This is a genomic window from Pseudoalteromonas sp. BSi20429, from assembly GCF_000238895.1.
GTDB classification, from domain to species: Bacteria; Pseudomonadota; Gammaproteobacteria; order Enterobacterales; family Alteromonadaceae; genus Pseudoalteromonas; species Pseudoalteromonas arctica.
Map to the genome: position 1 here is coordinate 84,829 of NZ_BADV01000006.1, position 22,955 is coordinate 107,783.

Here is a 22,955-nt window from a genome sequence, read left to right on the forward strand (position 1 = left end):
TGGATGCATATCAAATTTTGTACTTATACCAATTGCATTAAATTAGTGATCTATTATAGCGACGAGAAAATAGCTCAATAGCAAGGCTAAAATTATGATACATAGTTGTTCTATATAAATAGTTTTTAACGTAGTTAGTGCGTTATTTAATACGCTAAAATGATCATGTTTTTAATAAAATTGGTATTACATAAGCAACGGAGCTCTAATGACACAACACCAAAAAGATGCCGCATTAGCAGTCGCACTGATGGATTTAACAAGCTTAAATACCAGCGATACCACCAAAAGCATTCAAGCACTTGTTGATAGCATAAATCCTACCTTAGGTACGCCTGCCGCAGTATGTATTTATAGCGATTTTGTTGATGATGCAAAAATAGCACTCGCAGCGCGTGAGCTTAACCATGTTAAAGTCGCAACAGTCACTAACTTTCCAACGGGTGATGCACCACTGAGTGATGTAATTAACGAAACACTTATTGCTATAGAGCGCGGCGCAGACGAAATTGATTTGGTTATTCCTTATAAAAAGTTAATAGCGGGCGATGTTCAAACAGTAATTAGCTATGTAAGCGAAAGTAAAAAAGCATGTGGGTCGCGCGCCCAACTAAAAGTAATAATAGAAAGCGGTGAGCTAAAAACCGAAGCGCTAATAACGCAGGCTACTCAATTGGCAATTGAAGGTGGTGCCGATTTTGTAAAAACCAGTACGGGTAAAGTGGCCATTAATGCAACCCTTGAATCAACAAAAATTATGCTAACAGCCATTAAAAACTCGGATAAACGTGTGGGCTTTAAAGCTGCCGGCGGTGTTAAAACTGTTGCCGATGCCAGTGATTATTTAACGCTTACGCGCGCAATAATGGGGGATGATTATTTACAAGCAAATACATTTAGGTTTGGTGCTTCAAGCTTGTTAAGTGACGTTTATACAATATTAAAAAGTAATTAAAGGAAAGATGATGAGAGCAAGAAACTCCGGGACACAAACATTGTTTAATAACCTATTTAAAGGTGCATTGGTTGTAGGAGTCGTTGGTTTTGGATTAACTGCATGTACTAACCCAAGCACACCCGCAGGTGAAGAAGGCTACGTATTCGAAAAGCCGCGTGTATTTGGTGAAGGTGGTTATCAAGGAACAATGAAGGGCCCATCTAATTACGGTATGTCATTACTGCGAAATGAAGTGGTAAACATCGATATGCGACCTAATACATATACCGAAACATTTAGAATACTGGCTAATGATGATTTAAATATTAAATTCGATTTTCATGCTGTTATTGCTATTGAGAGTGGCTCTGTTAAAACCGTGGTAGAGCAGTACGGCGCCGAAAATTGGTATAAACGCTTTGTACGTGAAACTTTTAGAACGTATGTGCGCGATACAGTACAAAAATACGATAGTGGCGAGCTTAAAACAAATCGTGAGAAAATTGCGAAGGAAGTGACTCTGCGCCTGCAAAGTTATTTATCGACAACGCCGTTTAAACTTGCAAACGTTGTAGTAGGCAATATTAATTACCCCGATATTGTTGCTAATGCAGTTGAGAAAAAGTTGGCAGCTCAGCAGCTATTATCGGAAAAAGAAACACAAAAAGAGATTGCCAAAAAAGACGCTGAAATTAGGGTTGAAGAAGCCAAAGGGATTGCTCAAGCTCAGAAGATCATTAACGCAACACTAACAGCTAATTACATTCAACATGAAGCTATTAATGCACAAATAAAAATGGCTGAGTCACCTAATCATACAACTGTTTATATTCCGGTAGGTAATAACGGAGTGCCACTTGTTAAAGGCGCTAACTAGATAGTGAGTACTTGGGTAGCTCTTTTTATTAGCTACCCAAGTCAAAGCCATTAATTAAACTTAAACATGTTGCCTATACTTTCGAGGCTTGATTTGTTCGTTTTAGCAATACAACCACTATCATCAAGTGACTTTTTAGTTGTTTCATCAGCTAAACCCGTTACCTTTAGTTTTTTGTCTTGCTGGTACTCACGAAGTGCGATAACTGTTTTACGATCGTACTCAACATCCTGTGTTTCAAATTCTTCGTAATCAGGCTGGTTTCTTAGGTAACCCAAACATACCAAGCTTAGGCGCGACATTGCTAAATCCATCTTTTCATAATGTGGCATTCTATGAGTGGGTACATCAACTGTTACAGCGCTCTTGCTGGCTGTTTTTGCTTGTACAGCTGCCGGTGGCGGCGCAGTGTAACCCGATGCTAAAGTGTTGTTACTGTTATAGCGATAGTAAGTATCTGGAATTTTAGTTTCTAAAAACTCAACCGCTTTAATAATAACTTCACGAAGGGCTTTTTCTTTAGGGGTATCAGACCATCCACTAATATTACCGCCAACAAGTGCGCCACCAAAGTTGGTTGCGGCTCCAGTAAAGTCAAAATCTTTACTGCCACCTTCAACACTTGTTGCAGCTAAAATTCGTGATGTGCGTGTGTCGATAAGGCGTAGGTCAATTGCCATATGAGAACCTGAAAAACCAGCTGATACAGAGCTAAATACATCACCCATAAAGCCGCCACTGCCAACACTTGCACCAGAGCTATCGTCATCAAATTCAGTTACGGCTGCAATAACGACTATTTCAGCACCTTCTATTTCGCCATAAGCGGCACCCGATGATGCACTAACGCGACCTGAGGCTGCTAGGTCTTGTTCTGATAAAACAGCATCAAGCGCTTGGCGCTCTAAAACAATAAAGCGATTTGTTGATACGAGTGCCGTAGTTAATTGATCAGCCATACCGTCGCCTATTTCTTTACGCCACCATTTTGAGTTGTTTGATTTGTCGGTAAAGCGTGCAACAGCAATACGAGCTTTGGGCCCATTGTATTGTTCTTGGGCGACAGTGTTTATGTCTGGTGAATTTTGACCTGACGTAACATTTGTGGAGGTGCTTTGACAAGCGCTCAGAGTGGTAGTTAATAGTGCCGTTAATAATAGTTTTTGTGGTGTTTTTAACATATGACTGTCCTTAATTAATATGCTCAAGGGAAATGCAGTGCATTTCCTTTAATATTTAAATTCATGTTAATTTAGTTAAATCAGTAGGTTAATAATAGTACTGGTGCGAAATATTTAGTCACACAGGCGAAATTTATCAGGATTGTTCGCGAAACTGTTTTGGGGACATATTATATTTTGCTTTAAAGCACCGGGCAAAGTAGCTTTGTGAATTAAAGCCAACTTGCTGTGCTACTAGGCCAATTGCAAGCTCACTATTTTTTAAAAGCTCTTGTGCAAATTCTAAACGAATATTTCGAATGTAATCGCTTGGTGTTAGGTTGTACAAGGCTTTCATTTTTAATTGTAAAGCGCGAGGGCTAAGGTAGAGCGCTGCTGCAAATTCTTCTACGCTAAATGCTTCGTCTTGGTAATGCTCTTTTACTGTCGTTTTTACACGCTCGGTAAATACATAATCTTTACTTTGCGCCATTTGTGGGTCGAGCTGGGTTGTTTGTGATAAAGCAGGTAGTTGTTGTTTTAAATGTTGATTAAGTACTTCTCTAATCGTTAATAACCCTTGAACGCGGCTGAGTAACAGCTGCGGCTCAAAAGGTTTACTCAAATAGTCATCAGCAAGTAAGTCTAGGCCCTTTAATTTACTGTGCGTATCTGCCTTTGCTGAAAGTAATAACACCGGAATATGGCTAATAGCCGTGTCGCTGCGCAGTGCTTTAATAAACTGATAGCCATCCATAACAGGCATCATTACATCACTTATTACCAAGTCAGGCATTTCGTTTTTACATAAAGCTAAACCTAGCTCTCCGTTAGTTGCACTTATACACGTGAAGCTACTAATAAATAGTGACGTTATTAAATCACGCATTTCATCGTTGTCTTCAATAATAAGAATCTTATTACTTTTTACTGCACATAAATTATTGTTTTTAGACACAGCAAGAGCTGTGAGGTTAGAGGTTTCGTCTGTTTGAGTTGTTGGGAGTGAAACAGTAAAACAACTGCCTTTGTTTAATTCACTTTTAAGTTCAATAGTTCCTCCATATTGCTCAACTAGCTGCTTCACCAGCGCTAAGCCAATACCGCTACCGCTTTGATTACTCGTATCTATACGTGTGAATCGTTGAAAAACGGTTTTAAGGTGCTCTTTATCTATACCAACACCAGTATCTGAGACTGTGATGATTAATGTTTGTTTTTGAGTTAATAGCCGAAGTAATACTTTGCCAGTGTTTGGAGTGTATTTTTGGGCGTTACTCAATAAGTTACTGATAATAGAAATTGTATGATTTAGCTCTAATTTAATGGGAATAGTTTTTTGTGTTAAATCTTCAAACTCGAACGTAATATTTTTTTGTTTAAATAAAGGAGTGAAATCTTCAATTAATTGTTCAACTACCGGCTTTATAGCATAGGGTGTGACGTGTTTCACTGCTGTGCTTGGGCGCTGGCTGAGCTGTAAAAGTTGGTTTATTTGATCCAATAGCTTATAGCTATTACGTTGAATCATCCCTAGTTTTTGTTGGGTGTCTGAATCTTTATGACTTTTTTGTAAGCTCTCAAGTGGCGCTAATATTAAGCTCAATGGTGTTTTAAGTTCATGGCTAACATTATCTAATAGTTGGGTTTTTAAGTTGCTAAGTTCTTTCTCTTTTAAGTTTGCTTGCTCTGCAACGTTAGCTCTATACCTTGCTGTTATAATTAACCACATTATAAATAATACGATAATGATGTAAGTGACATAGGCAACATTGTTCTTCCACCAAGGTGGAGTAACTTTAAGCGCAACCATTGTTTTATCATCACTCCATTGACCGTATTGATCTTTAACTTTTACAATAAAGTGATAGCTTCCAGCGGGAAGTTGAGAATAACTAACTTGCCTCTGGCTTTTGTTTGCGTATAAAAACTGCTTATCTAACCCAGCTAACTTGTAAGCATATTGGTATTGAGAAGGGGGCTCTGCACTGTTTAAAGCAGAAAATTTAAAGCCGATAACACCATCTTCTTCTTTAAAAAAGAGTCTGTCTGTATAGCTTATAAGCTTAGCCGTTTGGGTCTTGTTTTTTATATATTGCTGCGTCGCGACTGACTGGTTATAAATAAGTAAGTCTGTAATAACGGGTTCTGGGGGTTGAGTTGCTAGAGTCAGCTTTAACGGATCAAATTGATTAAAACCGTTAATACCACCAAAAAATAGCTCGCCGTCATCTGCTTGAAAAGCGGCGCCTAAAATAAAAGAATGATGCTGTATACCGTTTGCGGGTAAAAAGTGCTGCATTTGTTGGGTTTGAGGAGAGTAACGGGTTAGGCCTTGGTTGCTGCTTAGCCACAAGTAACCGCTGCTATCTTGTTTAATTGCAAAAATATTATCGTTAAGTAAGCCATCAAACTCTGTAATGTTTATTACTTTGTTTGTTTGGATATTTAATTTATTGAGCCCGCCAAAAGTACCTACCCATAAAGTGTTTTTATCTTGTAAATGTAAGGATGTAACCATGTCATGCGTTAAACTATTAGGCTTTTTAAGATCGCTTTGGTAATGAGTGAATGTTTCATCATGTAAAGAAAGTTTATTTAACCCTGCGCGGGTTCCTGCCCATATAGCGTTATTGTCGCTGTCATAAGTAATACTAAAAACAGTATTATTTGAGATACTATTTTTATCTGCGGTGTATTTAAAATTTGTAACCTGTAAAGTATCGGGATTAAATCGCGTTAAGCCTTCGTTACTGCCCAGCCATAAATTACCACTTAGATCACCTTCGATTGCATAAATACGGTTACTACTGAGTTGATGGCTTTGCATAGTAAAAGCCGAAAAGTTATCATTAATTGGGTTGTAAAGCAGTAAACCACCTCCGTATGTGCCTATCCATACGCGTTTATTGGCATCTTCATAAAGACTAAATATATTGTTATTAGTTAAGCCTATATCTTGATTTTTATCTTTTTTATAGCGTTTAAATCCTGTGTCAGTTTGTTTGTTAAGTCCGTCGCGCGTACCCACCCAAAGTAAGTTGTTACTGTCTTTGAGTATTGCTCTTACAAAGTCATTCGAGATAGAAGCTGGGTTATTGCTTTGATGTTTTTGATGACCAAACTGAGTCTGCCTTTTATCATAGCGATGTAATCCATAGCCGTCTGTACCAATCCAAATAATGCCTTGAGGGTCTTGGTAAAGTGATAATAGGTGATCGTTAGCTAAGCCATGTTTTAAATCTGGAGAGTGAGTAAGTTGACGAAACTCGCTACTTAATAAATTATCTGTAGCTTGGTAATAAAGACCATGACCATAAGTGCTTATCCATAATTTTTTTTCATCATCAAAAAGTATATCTGTGACCCAAACATTTTTGAGTTGCTCAAAGTTATAAAATGCGAGTGTGTCTGAGTCAAAAACACTTAGACCAGTCTTACCTCCTATAATAAATTTGCCGTTTGGTGCTTTTTTTAATTGCCAGAGCTGTTCAGGGCTATTAGATATATGTTCGAACCGATGTGTTTGTGTATCGAACTTAATCAGCCCGATACTACTTGCTAACCAAAGGTTTTTTTGATCATCAAAAAGCACATCCTTAAAAACAACATTTAAGTGATTCGTGCCCTGATAAGAAAATAATTCGGTAGTACCTGTGTATGTATCTAAACGAGTAAGTTGCCCTTTATCGTGACCAATCCAAATGATTTGTGGCGAATTAGAAGAAATTGATGAAATACGTTCGTTTGTAATAGGGGGAGCTGAGTACTGGTTAAAAACACTAAAACTTCCTGTTTCAGTATTTAATAAGTTAAGCCCATTACTTGTTGTAGCAAACCAAATGTGGCCGTTTCCTAAATTCAGGCAGTCCGTAATCCAATTTCCCGAAATACTAGGTTGTGAAGGATTGAATTTATAGTGCTTAAATTCATACCCATCAAATCGATTTAAGCCACCTTGGGTGGCAAACCAATGAAACCCTTTTTCATCAGTGGTACTGCAGGTGATTGAATTTTGTGATAAACCTTGTTCATTTGTATATGTATCTAAGTACAATGGCAGGGCATAAGAACTAATATGAAATAATAATAAAAAGCTAATAATTTTATATCTTATGATTGTTTTTATTGCTTTCACAGACTTCCTATCTAATTGTGAGTCCCTATAATTTGGACAATCATAAACTGCTTTTTAATCAATGTTAAGATTGATTTTTTAATGCAATGCCGAGATTTTCCAATGTGGGTATCTTTTAGGCTTGTGTTAATGGACTGCGTAAGTATAATAGGCATCCACTTTGCAGGGGCGTAGTTCCAATTGGTAGAACAGCGGTCTCCAAAACCGATGGTTGGGAGTTCGAATCTCTCCGCCCCTGCCAGTTTTACTTGTGGTTTGAGTAGTCTGAGATTAAAAACCGGTTTAAATTAAGTCTGTTTTTAAGTTTAGATTTTAATGGATTAACCTTACCGTAGTGTAGGGTTGTTGTGTCTGTAGTTAAGGTAATAATATTATGAGCACGAATGTAGAAACACCATCAAGTGCGATGGAGTCAGTAAAGTGGTTAGTAGCAATCGCGCTACTTGCAGGCGCAGTTGTTGGTAATCACATGTATGCAGATCAATCTGTACTACTACGTGCTATCGGCGTTGTTGTTGCAATAGCGGCCGGATTAGCAATTGCCTCGCAAACATTTAAGGGACGTAACTTTCTTGCTTTCGCTAAAGAAGCTCGAATTGAAGTACGCAAAGTTATTTGGCCAACGCGCCAAGAAACTACCCACACGACATTAATTGTAATGGTTGCAACAGTGATTATGGCACTTATCCTTTGGGGATTAGATGGCATTTTATTCCGCGCTGTAGGCTTTTTAACTGGATTGGAGATCTGATCCCATGTCGGATGAGAACGAGAACAAAGAAATTAAGTTACGTTGGTATGTAGTACAAGCCTTTTCTGGTTACGAAAAGCGTGTAGCTCAAACGTTAACTGAACACATTAAAATCGAAGGTCTTGAATCGAGCTTTGGTGAGATACTAGTACCAACTGAAGAAGTTGTTGAGATGCGCGCTGGCCAAAAGCGTAAATCTGAGCGTAAATTCTTTCCAGGTTATGTATTAGTACAAATGGATATGAATGACGCAAGCTGGCACTTAGTGAACAGCACTGAACGTGTAATGGGCTTTATTGGTGGAACGTCTGATCGTCCTGCTCCAATAACTCCTAAAGAAGCAGAACGCATTCTTAATCGCCTTCAAGAAAATGCTGAAGCACCTAAACCTGCTACATTATTTGAACCAGGTGAAGTTGTTCGCGTTACAGACGGACCATTTGCAGATTTCAGTGGTGTAGTTGAAGAAGTTGACTACGAAAAGAGCCGCGTAAAAGTATCTGTACTTATTTTTGGTCGTTCTACGCCAGTTGAGCTTGAATTCGGTCAAGTTGAGCAAGATAAGTAATTGATTAAAAAAGCTTCGCTAATTTTTATTTAAATTTTGGCATGAAGCTTGAAAAAGGCCGCTGATTAACTTATAATCAGCGGCCTTTTTGTATTAAGGTAAAATTTATTTTTACTGTGCAAAAAGTACGAAACCAATTTTTAAACTGGGAAGCCGTTAGAGTACGCGTCCTCGCGCGCACAAGGCTGAGACCCACCAAATGAGGTATTTATAATGGCTAAAAAAGTTGAAGCTCTAATCAAGCTGCAAGTTGCCGCTGGTATGGCTAATCCTAGTCCTCCAGTAGGTCCTGCACTAGGTCAACACGGTGTAAACATCATGGAATTCTGTAAAGCGTTTAACGCACGTACAGAGTCTATCGAAAAAGGCGCTCCAGTTCCTGTAGTGATCTCTGTTTACGGTGACCGTTCATTTACGTTCGACATGAAAACGCCACCTGCTGCTTACTTACTTAAGAAAGCTGCTGGTATCAAGTCAGGCTCAGGCCGTCCTAACACTGATAAAGTAGGCACAGTAACTCGTGCTCAACTTGAAGAAATTGTTGAGACAAAACGAACTGACCTTACAGCTGCCGATATGGACGCAGCGGTTCGCACTATCGCAGGTTCTGCGCGTGCGATGGGCTTGAACGTAGAGGACTAAGAAATGGCTAAATTAACTAAACGTATGCGTACTATCCGCGAAAAAGTGGAAGTAACAAAAGATTACGAAATCAATGAAGCAGTTGCTCTTTTAAAAGAGTTAGCGACAGCTAAATTCGTAGAAAGTGTTGACGTTGCCGTTAACCTTGGTATCGATGCTCGTAAATCTGATCAAAACGTTCGTGGTGCTACTGTACTACCTAACGGTACTGGTCGTGACGTTCGTGTTGCTGTATTCACACAAGGCGCTAATGCAGAAGCTGCAAAAGAAGCCGGTGCTGAATTAGTAGGCATGGAAGATCTTGCTGAACTAGTTAAAAAAGGCGAGATGAACTTTGACGTTGTTGTTGCATCACCAGACGCTATGCGTGTTGTTGGTCAACTAGGTCAAATCTTAGGCCCACGTGGTCTAATGCCAAACCCTAAAACTGGTACTGTAACGCCTAACGTTGCAGAAGCAGTTAAAAATGCTAAAGCAGGTCAAGTACGTTACCGTAATGACAAAAATGGCATCATCCATACTACTATTGGTAAGGTTGATTTCACTGCAGAGCAATTACAACAAAACCTTGAGTCTCTAATTGTTGCGCTTAAGAAGGCTAAACCTTCTCAAGCTAAAGGTGTTTACTTGAAGAAAGTAACTATCTCTACAACAATGGGCGCAGGCGTTTCTGTTGACCAAAACACTTTAAGCACAACTGTAGCTTAATCAGTGTTTACATGGCGTGAAATTTGTACTATAATTTCGCGCCATTTTGTTGATTAATTTATTAATTGGCAAAGTAAAGAATTCGGGTTGAAGTCCATAATTTCGTTAAGCCTTCGGGGTTAACGATAAATTGGGCTTCCGTCCAAGACCGTAGGTGGCTTCGGCCTTAATATTCACCTACGTAGACGGTGTAGACCCCAGATAGATTTTTCCTAATCCTTCTGGCTCTCGCCGTAAAAAGCATCTCTACCTTGTTTGGTAGGGAAGAGTAGAACAGGGGAATCCGATAATCGGTATCCCCATTAAACCAGGAGTAACACCCATGGCTTTAAATCTTCAAGGCAAAAAAGCAATAGTTGCTGAAGTCAACGAAGCAGCCAATGGTGCTCTATCTGCAGTTGTTGCAGATTCTCGTGGTGTAACAGTTGGCGCAATCACTGCCCTTCGTAAAGAAGCTCGTGCAAATGGTGTTTGGATGAAAGTTGTCCGTAACACTTTAGCAAAACGTGCTCTTGAAGGAACAGATTTTGAGTGTCTTTCTGATTCATTTGTTGGTCCAAGCTTAATCGCTTTCTCATCAGAGCACCCAGGTGCTGCTGCGCGTATCTTTTCAGATTTCGCGAAAAAGAATGAGAAATTCGAGCTTAAAACGGCCGCTTTTGAAGGAAATGTTGTTGATGCAGCAATGCTTGCTACATTACCTACATACGACGAAGCTGTTGCACGCTTAATGAGTGCTATGAAAGAAGCGTCTGCTGGCAAATTGTGTAAAACAATTGAAGCAGTACGTGTACAGAAAGAAGAGCAAGCTGCTTAATTTTAAGCTGTTTAATCTCACTTTCGGTGTAAAATTTATTTGGACGTAATGTCCGTTAATTATTAGGAAATTTGTAATGTCTGTATCTAAAGACCAAATCCTTGACGCAATTGCTGAAATGTCAGTAATGGACGTTGTTGCTCTTATCGAAGCAATGGAAGAAAAATTCGGCGTAACTGCTGCAGCTGCAATGGTAGCTGGTCCAGCTGCTGAAGCTGCTGAAGAGAAAACAGAATTTGACGTAATCCTTACTGGCGCTGGCGCTAACAAGGTTTCTGCAATCAAAGCTGTTCGTAGCGCAACTGGCCTTGGCCTTAAAGAAGCGAAAGCTCTTGTTGAAGCTGCTCCTACACCTGTTAAAGAAGGTGTATCTAAAGAAGAAGCTGAAGCACTTGCAAAAGATCTTACTGAAGCTGGTGCTGAAGTTGAGGTTAAGTAATTTAGCTTTTGCTAAGTTCGCTGCCTGAGAAATCAGGCAAGGGCTGGTGATTATTTAATCACCGGCCTTTTTGCGCTATAGAGTGATGCACTCTTTTAGTTCAAATAAAATCTGATTTTTTCTTTACTTTCAACGCTTTATAGTTTGCTAGTGTTAAAGTGGGATCTAATTAGAACAACAGTTAAATGTTGTAAAATCTTGGCATAGCTGCCAGTTAAGTCTGTTCTTACAAGAACAGGTCGGGTCAAAGATCAGCAAGCTGAGGAACCCCATGGCTTACTCTTATTCTGAAAAGAAACGTATCCGTAAGGATTTTGGTAAACGTCCACAAGTTTTGGATATACCTTTTTTACTGTCTACACAGTTAGAATCGTTTAAAAAATTCTTAGTGCCGGACGCTGATGGCGATCATGGTTTGGAAGCTGCCTTCCGTTCTGTGTTCCCTATTAAAAGCTACTCGGGAAATTCTGAGCTTCAATACGTAAGTTACCGTATTGGTGAGCCAGTTTTCGATGTAAAAGAATGTCAAATTCGCGGTGTGACTTATTCTGCTCCACTTCGCGTGAAACTGCGTCTTGTTGTTATGGACAAAGAAGCACCAGGCACAGTTAAAGACATTAAAGAGCAAGAAGTTTACATGGGCGAAATTCCGCTCATGACAGATACCGGTACTTTTGTAATCAATGGTACAGAGCGTGTTATCGTTTCTCAGCTACACCGTAGCCCTGGTGTATTCTTTGATAACGACCGCGGTAAAACCCATTCATCGGGTAAAGTATTATATAACGCACGCGTTATACCTTACCGTGGTTCATGGTTAGACTTCGAATTTGATGCAAAAGATAACTTATATGTACGTATTGACCGTCGTCGTAAATTACCGGCGTCTATCATCCTACGTGCACTAGAGTATTCTAGCGAACAAATCCTAGATATGTTCTTCGATAACACTACGTTTGAAGTAACGAATGGTAAAGTTCTTATGGAACTTGTACCTTCGCGTTTACGTGGTGAAACTGCCGCTTTTGATATCAAGAGCGAAGACGGTGAAGTATTTGTTGAAAGCGGTCGTCGTGTTACGGCTCGCCACATCAAGAGCATCGAAAAGAAAGGCATTAAGCAATTAGAAGTACCACATGAGTACATCATTGGCCGTATTGTAGCTAAAAACTATGTTGATGAGTCAACTGGTGAAGTTATTGCAAATGCAAATGACGAGCTAACTCTAGAGCTAATGGCTGAATTGGTTAAAGCCGGTTACACTAAAATTGATACGTTATATATCAATGAAGTGGACAGCGGTGCTTACATGTCAAATACATTAAACATTGACTCTGCAAGCAGCCGTTTAGAAGCACTAGTAGAAATTTACCGCATGATGCGCCCAGGCGAGCCACCGACGAAAGACGCGGCTGAAGCCTTATTCCAGAACTTGTTCTTCTCTGAAGAACGTTATGACTTATCTACTGTAGGTCGTATGAAGTTCAATAGCCGTGTTGGTTACGATACAGACACAGGCCCTGGTACATTAAGCAAAGAAGACATCGTGTCTGTTATGAAAGTATTAATTGCTATTCGTAACGGTCAAGGCGATGTTGATGATATCGATCACTTAGGCAACCGTCGTATACGTAGTGTTGGCGAAATGGCTGAGAACCAATTCCGTGTTGGTCTAGTACGTGTTGAACGTGCTGTACGTGAGCGTTTAAGCTTAGGTGACCTTGACGCAATAATGCCACAAGATCTTATTAACGCTAAGCCTATTTCGGCAGCTGTTAAAGAGTTCTTCGGCTCGTCTCAGTTATCACAGTTTATGGACCAAAATAACCCACTATCAGAAGTTACGCATAAACGTCGTATCTCTGCATTAGGTCCGGGCGGTCTAACTCGTGAACGCGCAGGCTTTGAAGTACGTGACGTTCACGTAACTCACTATGGTCGCGTATGTCCAATCGAGACTCCTGAGGGTCCAAATATCGGTCTAATTAACTCGTTGTCTACGTACGCACGTACAAATGACTACGGTTTCTTAGAAACACCTTACCGCAAAGTGGTAGACGGTGTTGTAACTGATGAAGTTGATTATTTATCAGCCATTGAAGAAGGTCAGTTTGTTATCGCACAGGCGAACTCAAACTTAACTGAAACCAATGAGTTTGTTGATGAACTTATCCCATGTCGTCACAAAGGTGAATCTACCTTTATGGGTCGCATGGACCAGCAGTATATGGATGTATCACCACAACAGGTGATCTCTGTAGCGGCAGCACTTATCCCGTTCCTAGAACACGATGATGCTAACCGTGCATTGATGGGTTCAAACATGCAACGTCAAGCAGTACCAACATTGAAAGCGGATAAGCCGTTAGTAGGTACTGGTATTGAGTTAACACTAGCGAAAGATTCTGGTGTAACTATCGTTGCTAAACGTGGTGGTGAAGTAATGTATGCTGACGCAAGTCGCATCGTTGTAAATGTACATGAAGAAGAACGCATTCCTGGTGAAGCGGGCATCGACATCTACAACTTAACCAAATACACACGTTCAAACCAAAATACATGTATTAACCAAAAACCAACTTGTATGGTTGGCGAACCGGTTACTCGTGGTGACGTGTTAGCAGATGGTCCTTCGACTGACTTAGGTGACTTAGCCCTTGGTCAAAACCTTCGCGTGGCATTCATGCCATGGAACGGTTATAACTTCGAAGATTCAATCTTGTTATCAGAGCGCGTAGTTGAAGAAGATCGTCTAACGACTATCCATATTCAAGAACTACAGTGTGTTGCCCGTGATACTAAATTAGGTCCAGAAGAGATCACTGCAGATATCCCGAATGTGGGTGAGTCTGCGCTAGGCAAGCTTGATGAATCAGGCGTTGTATATATTGGTGCTGAAGTTAAAGGCGGCGATATCCTAGTAGGTAAAGTGACTCCTAAAGGCGAGACACAGCTTACACCTGAAGAGAAGCTACTGCGTGCTATCTTCGGCGAAAAAGCGTCTGACGTTAAAGACAGCTCTTTACGTGTACCAAATTCTGTAACTGGTACTGTAATTGACGTGCAAGTTTTCACCCGTGATGGTGTTGAAAAAGATAAACGCGCGTTAGAAGTTGAAGACATGCAGCTTCGCGAAGCGAAGAAAGACTTCAACGAAGAGTTCCGTATTTTAGAAGCAGGCGTTTTAGACCGTGCACGTAAGCTACTTATAGCTGCTGGTTTTGATGAAGATAAACTTGCATCTCTAAATGCTGAAAAAGTACTTACGCAAAGCCTTGCTGAAGAAGACAAGCAAGCTGAGCTTGAGCAACTAGCTGCACAGTACGATGAACTTAAAGCTGAATACGATAAGAAGTTTGAAAACAAACGTCGTAAAATTACCCAAGGTGATGACTTAGCACCAGGCGTACTTAAGATTGTTAAAGTATACCTAGCTGTTAAACGTCGTATCCAACCGGGTGATAAAATGGCGGGTCGTCATGGTAACAAAGGTGTTATCTCGACTATCGTACCAGTAGAAGATATGCCTTACGATGACAAAGGTCGTACGGTAGATATCGTATTGAATCCACTAGGTGTACCATCACGTATGAACATCGGTCAGATCCTTGAAACACATATGGGTCTTGCTGCACGTGGTATCGGTGAACGTATTGAAGAGATGATGAAAGAGCAACGTGAGCTTCATGAGCTACGTGACTTCATCAAGCAAGCATACGAAATTGGCGAATCTCGCCAAGTTGTAGATATTGCTAGCTTCACTGATGACGAAATTCGTCGTCTAGCTGAAAACTTAAAAGGTGGTTTACCAATAGCTACTCCTGCATTTGATGGCGCGAAAGAAAGCGAAATCAAAGATATGCTTGAGCTTGCGGGCTATCCTCGTAGTGGTCAGGTTACACTTTATGATGGCCGTACTGGCGATCAGTTTGAACGTCAAGTAACTGTTGGTTACATGTACATGCTTAAACTTAACCACTTGGTTGACGATAAGATGCACGCACGTTCTACTGGTTCTTACAGCCTTGTTACTCAGCAGCCGCTGGGTGGTAAAGCACAGTTCGGTGGCCAGCGTTTTGGTGAGATGGAAGTATGGGCACTTGAAGCTTATGGTGCTGCTTACACTCTACAAGAAATGCTAACAGTGAAATCGGATGACGTGAACGGTCGTACTAAGATGTATAAAAACATCGTTGATGGTAACCATAAAATGGAACCAGGTATGCCAGAATCGTTCAACGTATTGTTGAAAGAAATCCGCTCACTGGGTATCAACATCGAGTTGGAAGAAAATTAAGCCAATTAGATGCTGCAGTTAACGCTGCAGCATCTGTTACGGCTGAATAGAATGTAGGGACGAGATTATCCGTCCTCAAGATTAACTCCGACAGGAGAGCTAAGGTGAAAGACTTACTTAAGTTTCTGAAGCAACAAAATAAGACCGAAGAATTCGATGCAATTCGCATTGGTCTTGCTTCACCAGACATGGTTCGTTCATGGTCATACGGTGAAGTAAAGAAACCTGAGACTATTAACTACCGTACTTTCAAGCCTGAGCGCGATGGCTTATTCTGTGCCCGTATTTTCGGCCCAGTGAAAGATTATGAGTGTTTATGTGGTAAATATAAACGCCTTAAACACCGTGGTGTGATCTGTGAAAAGTGTGGCGTTGAAGTAACACTCACTAAAGTGCGACGCGATCGTATGGGTCATATCGACCTTGCGAGCCCAGTTGCACATATATGGTTTTTAAAATCATTACCGTCACGTATTGGCTTAATGCTAGATATGACGCTTCGTGATATTGAACGTGTTCTTTACTTCGAATCATTCGTAGTAACTGAACCTGGTATGACAACGCTTGAGCGTGGTCAGTTATTAGGTGAAGAAGAATACTTAGATTCACTAGAAGAGCACGGTGATGAGTTTGAAGCTAAGATGGGTGCTGAAGCAGTTTTAGACTTGCTTCGTGAACTTGATCTTGCTCAATTAATTGCTGAGATGCGTGAAGAGTTACCAACAATTAACTCTGAAACTAAGCGTAAAAAAATCACTAAACGTCTTAAGTTAATGGAATCGTTCCACCAATCAGGTAATAACCCTGAGTGGATGATCATGACAGTACTTCCAGTATTGCCACCTGATCTACGCCCATTAGTACCATTAGACGGTGGTCGTTTTGCGACATCTGATCTAAATGACCTTTACCGTCGTGTTATTAACCGTAATAACCGTCTTAAGCGTCTACTAGATTTAGCAGCACCAGACATTATTGTACGTAACGAAAAACGTATGTTACAAGAAGCGGTAGATGCGTTACTTGATAACGGTCGTCGTGGTCGTGCAATTACAGGTTCTAACAAACGTCCTCTTAAATCTCTTGCTGATATGATCAAGGGTAAGCAAGGTCGTTTCCGTCAGAACTTACTTGGTAAGCGTGTAGATTATTCAGGCCGTTCTGTAATCACAGTTGGTCCTACACTTAAGCTTCACCAATGTGGTCTTCCTAAGAAGATGGCACTAGAGCTATTCAAACCATTCATCTATGGCAAATTAGAACGTCGCGGCATGGCTACGACAATCAAAGCTGCTAAGAAGATGGTTGAACGTGAAGTTCCGGAAGTATGGGATGTACTTGACGAAGTAATTCGTGAACATCCAGTATTACTTAACCGTGCACCAACACTTCACCGTTTGGGTATCCAAGCGTTTGAGCCTGTGCTTATCGAAGGTAAAGCGATTCATTTGCATCCATTAGTATGTGCGGCTTACAACGCCGATTTCGATGGTGACCAAATGGCGGTACACGTACCGTTAACAATCGAAGCGCAGCTTGAAGCTCGTGCATTGATGATGTCAACAAACAACATTCTATCTCCTGCGAATGGTGAGCCAATCATCGTTCCTTCACAGGATGTTGTATTGGGTCTTTATTACATGACTCGTGACCGCATTAACGCTAAAGGCGAAGGCGCGATATTTAAAGATCCAAAAGAAGCAGAAAAAGCATACCGCAGTGGCAATGCAGACCTTCACGCAATTGTGAAAGTACGTATTAGCCAATCAGTTAAAAACGAAGACGGCGTAGTAGAAGATACTATTACTGTTATCGATACAACTGTTGGTCGTGCGATTCTGTCTCTAATTTTACCTAAAGGCATGCCGTTTGCGTCAATCAACCAGCCGCTAGGTAAAAAGCAGATTTCTGGCTTATTGAATGAGTGTTACCGTCGTCTAGGTCTTAAAGATACAGTTATCTTTGCTGACCAAGTTATGTACACCGGTTTCCATTATGCAATGAAGTCAGGTGTTTCTATCGGTATTGATGACTTAGTTATCCCACCGGTTAAAGCACAGATAATTGAATCAGCTGAAGCTGAAGTTACTGAAATCAACCAACAATTCCAATCAGGTCTTGTAACGGCTGGTGAAAAGTACAACAAAGTTATCGATATCTGGTCACGTGTAAACGAAAACTTATCACGTGAGATGATGTCTAACTTGTCGAAAGACACAGTTATCAATGCACAAGGTGAAGAAGTAGAGCAACCGTCATTTAACTCAGTGTTTATGATGGCCGACTCAGGTGCTCGTGGTAGTGCTGCACAGATTCGTCAGTTGGCGGGTATGCGTGGTCTAATGGCACGTCCAGATGGTTCAATCATCGAGACTCCAATCACAGCTAACTTCCGTGAAGGTCTAAACGTACTTCAGTACTTCATCTCAACGCATGGTGCGCGTAAAGGTCTTGCCGATACAGCACTTAAAACAGCAAACTCGGGTTACCTAACGCGTCGTCTAGTAGACGTTGCACAAGATTTGGTAATCAATGAAGATGACTGTGGCACAGAAGATGGCTTAACAATGAAACCGCTTATTGAAGGTGGTGATGTTGTAGAAGCACTTCGTGAACGTGTTCTAGGTCGTGTTGTTGCTGAAGATATTGTGATTCCAGGTACTAATACAGTGCTTGTTGAACGTAATATCATGCTAGACGAAAAACTGTGTGATCTTTTAGAAGAGCATTCAGTAGATGAAGTTCGTGTACGTTCTGTTATCACTTGTGATAATGACTTTGGTGTTTGTGCTAACTGTTATGGTCGTGACCTAGCACGTGGTCATATCATCAACGCTGGTGAATCAGTGGGTGTTATCGCGGCACAGTCAATTGGTGAGCCGGGTACACAGTTAACAATGCGTACCTTCCACATCGGTGGTGCGGCATCTAGAGCGTCTGCAGAAAATAATGTACAAGTTAAAACTAACGGTACATTAAAACTTCATAACTCTAAGTACGTATTAAACACAGACGGTAAGATTGTTATTACCTCTCGTTCTACGGAAATTACTATCATTGATAGTCATGGTCGTGAGAAAGAGCGTTATAAAGTACCTTACGGTGCGGTATTAACAGTGCAAGACAATGCTGAAGTTCTAGGTAACGATATCGTTGCTACTTGGGACCCGCATAGTCACCCAATCGTTCTTGAGCATAAATCAAAAGTATCGTTCAGCGATATCGATGATTCAAATACTGAAGCACAGACTGATGAGCTAACTGGTTTAACCCGTGTAGTTGTAAAAGATCTTGCTAAAGTAAATACGAAAGAACCAAAGCTTATCATCGAAAGTGAAGAGCGCGGTCTGCAAGAAACACGTCTTCCTTCATTCACGACGATTGAAGTTATTGACGGCGTTACAGCAAACCCAGGTGACGTGTTAGCACGTATTCCGCAAGAAGGTTCGAAAACTCGTGATATCACGGGTGGTCTACCACGCGTAGCCGACTTATTTGAAGCTCGTAAGCCAAAAGAACCAGCTATATTAGCTGAAGTAACTGGTACAATTAGCTTCGGTAAAGAGACTAAAGGTAAGAAGCGTTTAGTTATTACTCCAGCTGAAGGTGATCATTACGAAGAGATGATTCCTAAATGGCGTCAACTTAACGTGTTTGAAGGTGAGCAAGTGTCTAAAGGTGAAGTTATCGCCGATGGTCCTGAATCACCGCATGACATCTTACGCCTACGTGGTGTGACTCATGTTGCTAACTATATCGTTAACGAAGTGCAAGAGGTTTACCGTTTGCAAGGCGTTAAGATCAATGACAAGCACATTGAAACAATTATCCGTCAAATGTTACGTAAATGTACCATTATGCACGGCGGTGATACTGACTTCTTAGCCGGTGAACAAATCGAAGTGGCGCGCGTTAATATCGCAAACCGTGACCTTGAAAAACAAGGTAAGATACCAGCTAAGTTTGAAATCCAGTTAATGGGTATCACAAAAGCATCACTAGCAACAGAATCTTTCATCTCTGCAGCGTCTTTCCAAGAGACAACACGTGTTCTTACAGATGCGGCAGTGAATGGTAAGAGCGATGAGCTTCGCGGTCTTAAAGAAAACGTAATTGTGGGTCGTTTGATCCCAGCCGGTACCGGTTTTGCGTATCATCAAGAACGTATGGCTCGCCGTAAACAAAGCAAAGTAGTAGTAGAAGAGCAAACAGTAAGTGCAGAAGAGGCAACTCAAGCACTTACAGACGCTCTAAATGCTGATTTGTCTGGAAATCAATAAACTGTTCTTAATCAATAGATTAAGTGATCGCAAGTCAGTTATATGCTGTCTTGCGGTTAGTTTAGGTTGACAGGTTAAACTTTGCTCATTAAAATTCCGCCACCCATTTACTTGTGTGCTTAATGCAGGCTCGTAAATAAAGGGCGGATTTTTTATTTTTTTCAGTAGTAATTTTAATTTCAGGAGCTATTTAAATGGCAACTATTAACCAGCTAGTGCGTAAGCCACGCCGTAGCAAGGTTACGAAAAGTAACTCAGCTGCACTAAAAGCGTGTCCGCAAAAGCGCGGTGTATGTACTCGCGTATATACAACTACACCTAAGAAACCAAACTCGGCGTTACGTAAAGTAGCACGTGTACGTTTAACTAACGGTTTCGAAGTAACTTCATACATTGGCGGTGAAGGTCATAACCTTCAAGAGCATAGTGTAATCCTAATCCGTGGTGGTCGTGTTAAAGATTTACCAGGTGTGCGTTTTCACACTGTTCGTGGTGCACTTGACTGTGCAGGCGTTAGCGATCGTCGTCAAGCTCGTTCTAAATACGGTGCAAAACGCCCTAAAGGCTAATTGTTTTCCGTTAGTAAGGCCAAGCACTAAATATTTATAATTATTGTTTTGGGTGATTGACTCGAAAGAGCAAACCTGAATAAACCGGAGATACAAAATGCCTAGAAGACGCGTAATCGGTCAACGTAAAATTCTTCCAGATCCTAAGTTCGGATCGGAACTTCTTGCTAAATTCGTTAACATCGTGATGTTAGACGGCAAGAAATCTACTGCTGAAAAAATTGTTTATGGTGCGCTAGACGTGGCTGCTGAGAAATCAGGCAAGTCGCACCTAGAAATCTTTGAAACTGCACTTGATAACATCCGCCCACAGGTAGAAGTTAAATCTCGCCGTGTTGGTGGTTCAACTTATCAAGTACCAGTTGAAGTACGTCCAGTTCGTCGTAACGCATTAGGTATGCGTTGGTTAGTAGACGCTGCACGTAAGCGTGGCGAAAAATCTATGGGCTTACGTTTAGCTCAAGAAATCGTTGACGCTTCTGATAATAAAGGCACTGCGGTTAAGAAACGTGAAGACGTTCACCGTATGGCTGAAGCGAATAAAGCATTCGCTCATTACCGTTGGTAATCTGTCTTTAACCTTTAAGAGGATCATATGGCACGTACAACTCCACTTGAGCGCTATCGTAATATAGGTATTGTCGCTCACGTAGATGCAGGCAAAACCACCACAACAGAACGTGTTCTGTTCTACACGGGTCTTTCTCATAAGATCGGTGAAGTACATGATGGCGCTGCAACTATGGATTGGATGGAGCAGGAACAAGAGCGTGGTATCACAATCACTTCTGCTGCAACAACGTGTTTTTGGAAAGGGATGGACGCTCAATTTGACGCCCATCGTATCAATATTATTGATACTCCAGGACACGTAGATTTCACTATCGAAGTAGAGCGTTCTTTACGCGTATTAGATGGTGCGGTAGTTGTTCTTTGTGCTTCATCTGGTGTACAGCCGCAAACTGAGACAGTTTGGCGTCAAGCGAACAAATACGAAGTTCCGAGAATGATCTTCGTAAATAAAATGGATCGCACGGGCGCTGACTTCTTAGCTGTGGTTAGCCAGGTGAAATCTCGTCTTGGAGCAACGCCTGTTCCAATTCAGTTGCCTGTAGGCGCTGAGGACGACTTTAAAGGTGTTATTGACCTTATAAAAATGAAAGTGATTAACTGGAACGAAGCGGACCAGGGTATGACTTTCTCTTATGAGGCAATACCGGCAGAACTTCTGGAATTAGCTGAAGAATGGCGCTCTCACTTAGTTGAAAGCGCTGCTGAAGCAACAGAAGAACTAATGGATAAATACTTAGAAGGTGAAGAGTTAAGTGAAGCAGAAATTAAAAATGCTTTACGCCAACGAACATTAGCTAATGAGATTGTTCCAGTTACTTGTGGTAGCGCATTTAAAAACAAAGGTGTTCAAGCTGTGCTTGATTGCGTTGTTGAATATATGCCCTCACCAGAGCAAGTGAAACAAATCCAAGGTATCTTAGAAAATGGTACTGAGGAAGAACGTCCAGCTAATGATAAGGCGCCGTTTGCTGCACTCGCTTTTAAGATTGCAACAGACCCGTTTGTTGGAACCTTGACCTTTTTCCGTGTTTACTCTGGTACTGTTAAACAGGGTGACACGGTATATAATCCAGTAAAAAGTAAGCGTGAGCGACTTGGCCGTATCGTACAGATGCATTCAAACTCTCGTGAAGAGATCAAAGAAGTTTTCGCAGGCGACATCGCGGCAGCTATTGGTCTTAAAGACGTAACAACAGGTGAAACACTGTGTGATCCGAATTCTATTATTACGCTTGAGCGTATGGAATTCCCTGAACCAGTAATCTCTATTGCGGTTGAGCCTCGCACTATAGCTGACCAAGATAAGATGGGTATCGCGCTGGGTAAACTAGCTGCTGAAGACCCTTCTTTTCGAGTACAAACTGACGAAGAATCAGGCCAGGTTATAATCTCTGGCATGGGTGAACTTCACCTAGATATCATCGTCGACCGTATGAAACGTGAATTCAGTGTTGAATGTAACGTTGGTAAGCCGCAGGTCTCATACCGAGAAGCTATTCGTTCAACTGTTAAGGTTGAAGGGAAGTTTATACGTCAGTCAGGTGGTCGTGGTCAATATGGTCACGTTTGGATTAAACTTGAACCGATGGATATTACGGATGATGAGTCACCAATTTACGAGTTCGTTAACGAAACCGTAGGCGGTTCTGTTCCTAAAGAGTTCGTCCCTGCGGTAGACAAAGGTATCCAAGAGCAAATGTCTCAAGGTGTACTGGCAGGCTACCCATTACTTGGCGTTAAAGCGACTTTATATGATGGTTCATTCCATGATGTAGATTCGAATGAAATGGCATTTAAAATAGCAGGTTCACTGGCAATGAGAGATGGGGCGCTTAAAGCTAACCCTGTACTACTAGAGCCAGTAATGAAGGTTGAAGTACTCACTCCTGATTCAAATATGGGTGATGTAGTTGGCGACTTAAACCGTCGCCGCGGCATAATCGAAGGCATGGAAGATGCATTAGGTGGACTTAAGCAAATTAATGCGCAGGTTCCTCTTTCTGAAATGTTTGGTTATGCGACTGCTTTACGATCTGCAACACAGGGCCGTGCCTCATACTCTATGGAGTTTGTGAAGTACGCTGAAGCCTCTAAAAACGTTGCAGATACAATAATTTCAGCTCGCGCTGTTATATAATTTTAGCTTGTCTGGCTCAATAGTGAGTCAGGCTTTAATTTCTTTATTAGGAATTTTTTAAG

15 protein-coding genes and 1 tRNA gene are annotated in these 22,955 nt (G+C 41.1%); 14 read left to right on the forward strand and 2 right to left on the reverse strand.

What is annotated here, in order from left to right; all coding sequences use genetic code 11:
- Nucleotides 1-208: 208 nt before the first annotated feature.
- Both deoC and P20429_RS18070 read left to right on the forward strand, forming a co-directional pair.
- Nucleotides 209-955, forward strand: coding sequence for a deoxyribose-phosphate aldolase (gene deoC, locus P20429_RS18075; RefSeq protein ID WP_007580114.1), 747 nt, complete (start codon nt 209-211; stop codon nt 953-955).
- Nucleotides 956-965: 10 nt separating this feature from the next.
- Entirely contained in the window at nt 966-1,814 is an 849-nt protein-coding gene (locus P20429_RS18070) for an SPFH domain-containing protein (protein WP_007580116.1), read from the forward strand.
- 50 nt (nt 1,815-1,864) lie between these two features.
- On the opposite strand, the gene P20429_RS18065 is transcribed toward P20429_RS18070, so the two are convergent.
- On the reverse strand, nt 1,865-2,995 hold the full coding sequence (locus tag P20429_RS18065) for a CsgG/HfaB family protein (protein WP_007580117.1): 1,131 nt from the start codon (nt 2,993-2,995) through the stop codon (nt 1,865-1,867).
- 136 nt (nt 2,996-3,131) lie between these two features.
- Nucleotides 3,132-7,112: a hybrid sensor histidine kinase/response regulator transcription factor gene (locus P20429_RS18060; RefSeq protein WP_007580119.1), complete on the reverse strand. Its 3,981-nt coding sequence runs from the start codon at nt 7,110-7,112 to the stop codon at nt 3,132-3,134.
- Between the two features lie 164 nt (nt 7,113-7,276).
- Here P20429_RS18060 and P20429_RS18055 point away from each other — a divergent pair.
- The 12 genes from P20429_RS18055 to fusA all read left to right on the forward strand — a co-directional run bounded on the left by P20429_RS18055 (nt 7,277) and on the right by fusA (nt 22,893).
- Nucleotides 7,277-7,353: transfer RNA gene (locus P20429_RS18055), tRNA-Trp, on the forward strand.
- A gap of 132 nt (nt 7,354-7,485) precedes the next feature.
- On the forward strand, nt 7,486-7,863 hold the full coding sequence (gene secE, locus P20429_RS18050) for a preprotein translocase subunit SecE (RefSeq protein ID WP_002958877.1): 378 nt from the start codon (nt 7,486-7,488) through the stop codon (nt 7,861-7,863).
- 4 nt (nt 7,864-7,867) lie between these two features.
- Entirely contained in the window at nt 7,868-8,431 is a 564-nt protein-coding gene (gene nusG / locus P20429_RS18045) for a transcription termination/antitermination protein NusG (RefSeq protein WP_007580122.1), read from the forward strand.
- A 213-nt stretch (nt 8,432-8,644) separates the two neighbouring features.
- A complete protein-coding gene (gene rplK, locus P20429_RS18040; protein WP_002958879.1) occupies nt 8,645-9,073 on the forward strand; it encodes a 50S ribosomal protein L11 in 429 nt (142 codons plus the stop codon).
- 3 nt (nt 9,074-9,076) lie between these two features.
- Complete coding sequence (gene rplA, locus P20429_RS18035; protein WP_007580124.1) at nt 9,077-9,781, forward strand: 50S ribosomal protein L1; 705 nt, start codon at nt 9,077-9,079, stop codon at nt 9,779-9,781.
- Nucleotides 9,782-10,103: 322 nt separating this feature from the next.
- Nucleotides 10,104-10,598 (forward strand): 50S ribosomal protein L10, encoded by a 495-nt coding sequence (rplJ, locus tag P20429_RS18030; RefSeq protein ID WP_002958881.1) that lies wholly within the window; start codon nt 10,104-10,106, stop codon nt 10,596-10,598.
- Between the two features lie 76 nt (nt 10,599-10,674).
- The gene (gene rplL / locus P20429_RS18025; RefSeq protein WP_002958882.1) at nt 10,675-11,037 is read left to right on the forward strand and encodes a 50S ribosomal protein L7/L12; all 363 of its coding nucleotides are present in this window, start codon (nt 10,675-10,677) and stop codon (nt 11,035-11,037) included.
- A gap of 271 nt (nt 11,038-11,308) precedes the next feature.
- Nucleotides 11,309-15,334, forward strand: a complete 4,026-nt coding sequence (rpoB, locus tag P20429_RS18020) for a DNA-directed RNA polymerase subunit beta (protein ID WP_007580127.1) — start codon at nt 11,309-11,311, stop codon at nt 15,332-15,334.
- A 104-nt stretch (nt 15,335-15,438) separates the two neighbouring features.
- A complete protein-coding gene (rpoC, locus tag P20429_RS18015) occupies nt 15,439-19,614 on the forward strand; it encodes a DNA-directed RNA polymerase subunit beta' (RefSeq protein WP_007580130.1) in 4,176 nt (1,391 codons plus the stop codon).
- Nucleotides 19,615-19,808: 194 nt separating this feature from the next.
- Nucleotides 19,809-20,183 (forward strand): 30S ribosomal protein S12, encoded by a 375-nt coding sequence (gene rpsL, locus P20429_RS18010; protein ID WP_002958885.1) that lies wholly within the window; start codon nt 19,809-19,811, stop codon nt 20,181-20,183.
- A 97-nt stretch (nt 20,184-20,280) separates the two neighbouring features.
- Nucleotides 20,281-20,751 (forward strand): 30S ribosomal protein S7, encoded by a 471-nt coding sequence (gene rpsG / locus P20429_RS18005; protein WP_010555004.1) that lies wholly within the window; start codon nt 20,281-20,283, stop codon nt 20,749-20,751.
- A 27-nt stretch (nt 20,752-20,778) separates the two neighbouring features.
- Nucleotides 20,779-22,893, forward strand: coding sequence for an elongation factor G (gene fusA, locus P20429_RS18000; RefSeq protein ID WP_007580132.1), 2,115 nt, complete (start codon nt 20,779-20,781; stop codon nt 22,891-22,893).
- Nucleotides 22,894-22,955: the final 62 nt, after the last annotated feature.

Excerpts from the sequence above, each read along its gene's own strand:
- deoC (WP_007580114.1), top strand. The coding sequence starts at position 209 with ATGACACAACACCAAAAAGATGCCGCATTAGCAGTCGCACTGATGGAT.
- P20429_RS18070 (WP_007580116.1), top strand. The coding sequence starts at position 966 with ATGAGAGCAAGAAACTCCGGGACACAAACATTGTTTAATAACCTATTT.
- rplL (WP_002958882.1), top strand. The coding sequence starts at position 10,675 with ATGTCTGTATCTAAAGACCAAATCCTTGACGCAATTGCTGAAATGTCA.
- rplK (WP_002958879.1), top strand. The coding sequence starts at position 8,645 with ATGGCTAAAAAAGTTGAAGCTCTAATCAAGCTGCAAGTTGCCGCTGGT.
- nusG (WP_007580122.1), top strand. The coding sequence starts at position 7,868 with ATGTCGGATGAGAACGAGAACAAAGAAATTAAGTTACGTTGGTATGTA.
- rplA (WP_007580124.1), top strand. The coding sequence starts at position 9,077 with ATGGCTAAATTAACTAAACGTATGCGTACTATCCGCGAAAAAGTGGAA.
- rpoB (WP_007580127.1), top strand. The coding sequence starts at position 11,309 with ATGGCTTACTCTTATTCTGAAAAGAAACGTATCCGTAAGGATTTTGGT.
- secE (WP_002958877.1), top strand. The coding sequence starts at position 7,486 with ATGAGCACGAATGTAGAAACACCATCAAGTGCGATGGAGTCAGTAAAG.
- rpsL (WP_002958885.1), top strand. The coding sequence starts at position 19,809 with ATGGCAACTATTAACCAGCTAGTGCGTAAGCCACGCCGTAGCAAGGTT.
- fusA (WP_007580132.1), top strand. The coding sequence starts at position 20,779 with ATGGCACGTACAACTCCACTTGAGCGCTATCGTAATATAGGTATTGTC.
- rpsG (WP_010555004.1), top strand. The coding sequence starts at position 20,281 with ATGCCTAGAAGACGCGTAATCGGTCAACGTAAAATTCTTCCAGATCCT.
- P20429_RS18065 (WP_007580117.1), bottom strand. The coding sequence starts at position 2,995 with ATGTTAAAAACACCACAAAAACTATTATTAACGGCACTATTAACTACC.
- rplJ (WP_002958881.1), top strand. The coding sequence starts at position 10,104 with ATGGCTTTAAATCTTCAAGGCAAAAAAGCAATAGTTGCTGAAGTCAAC.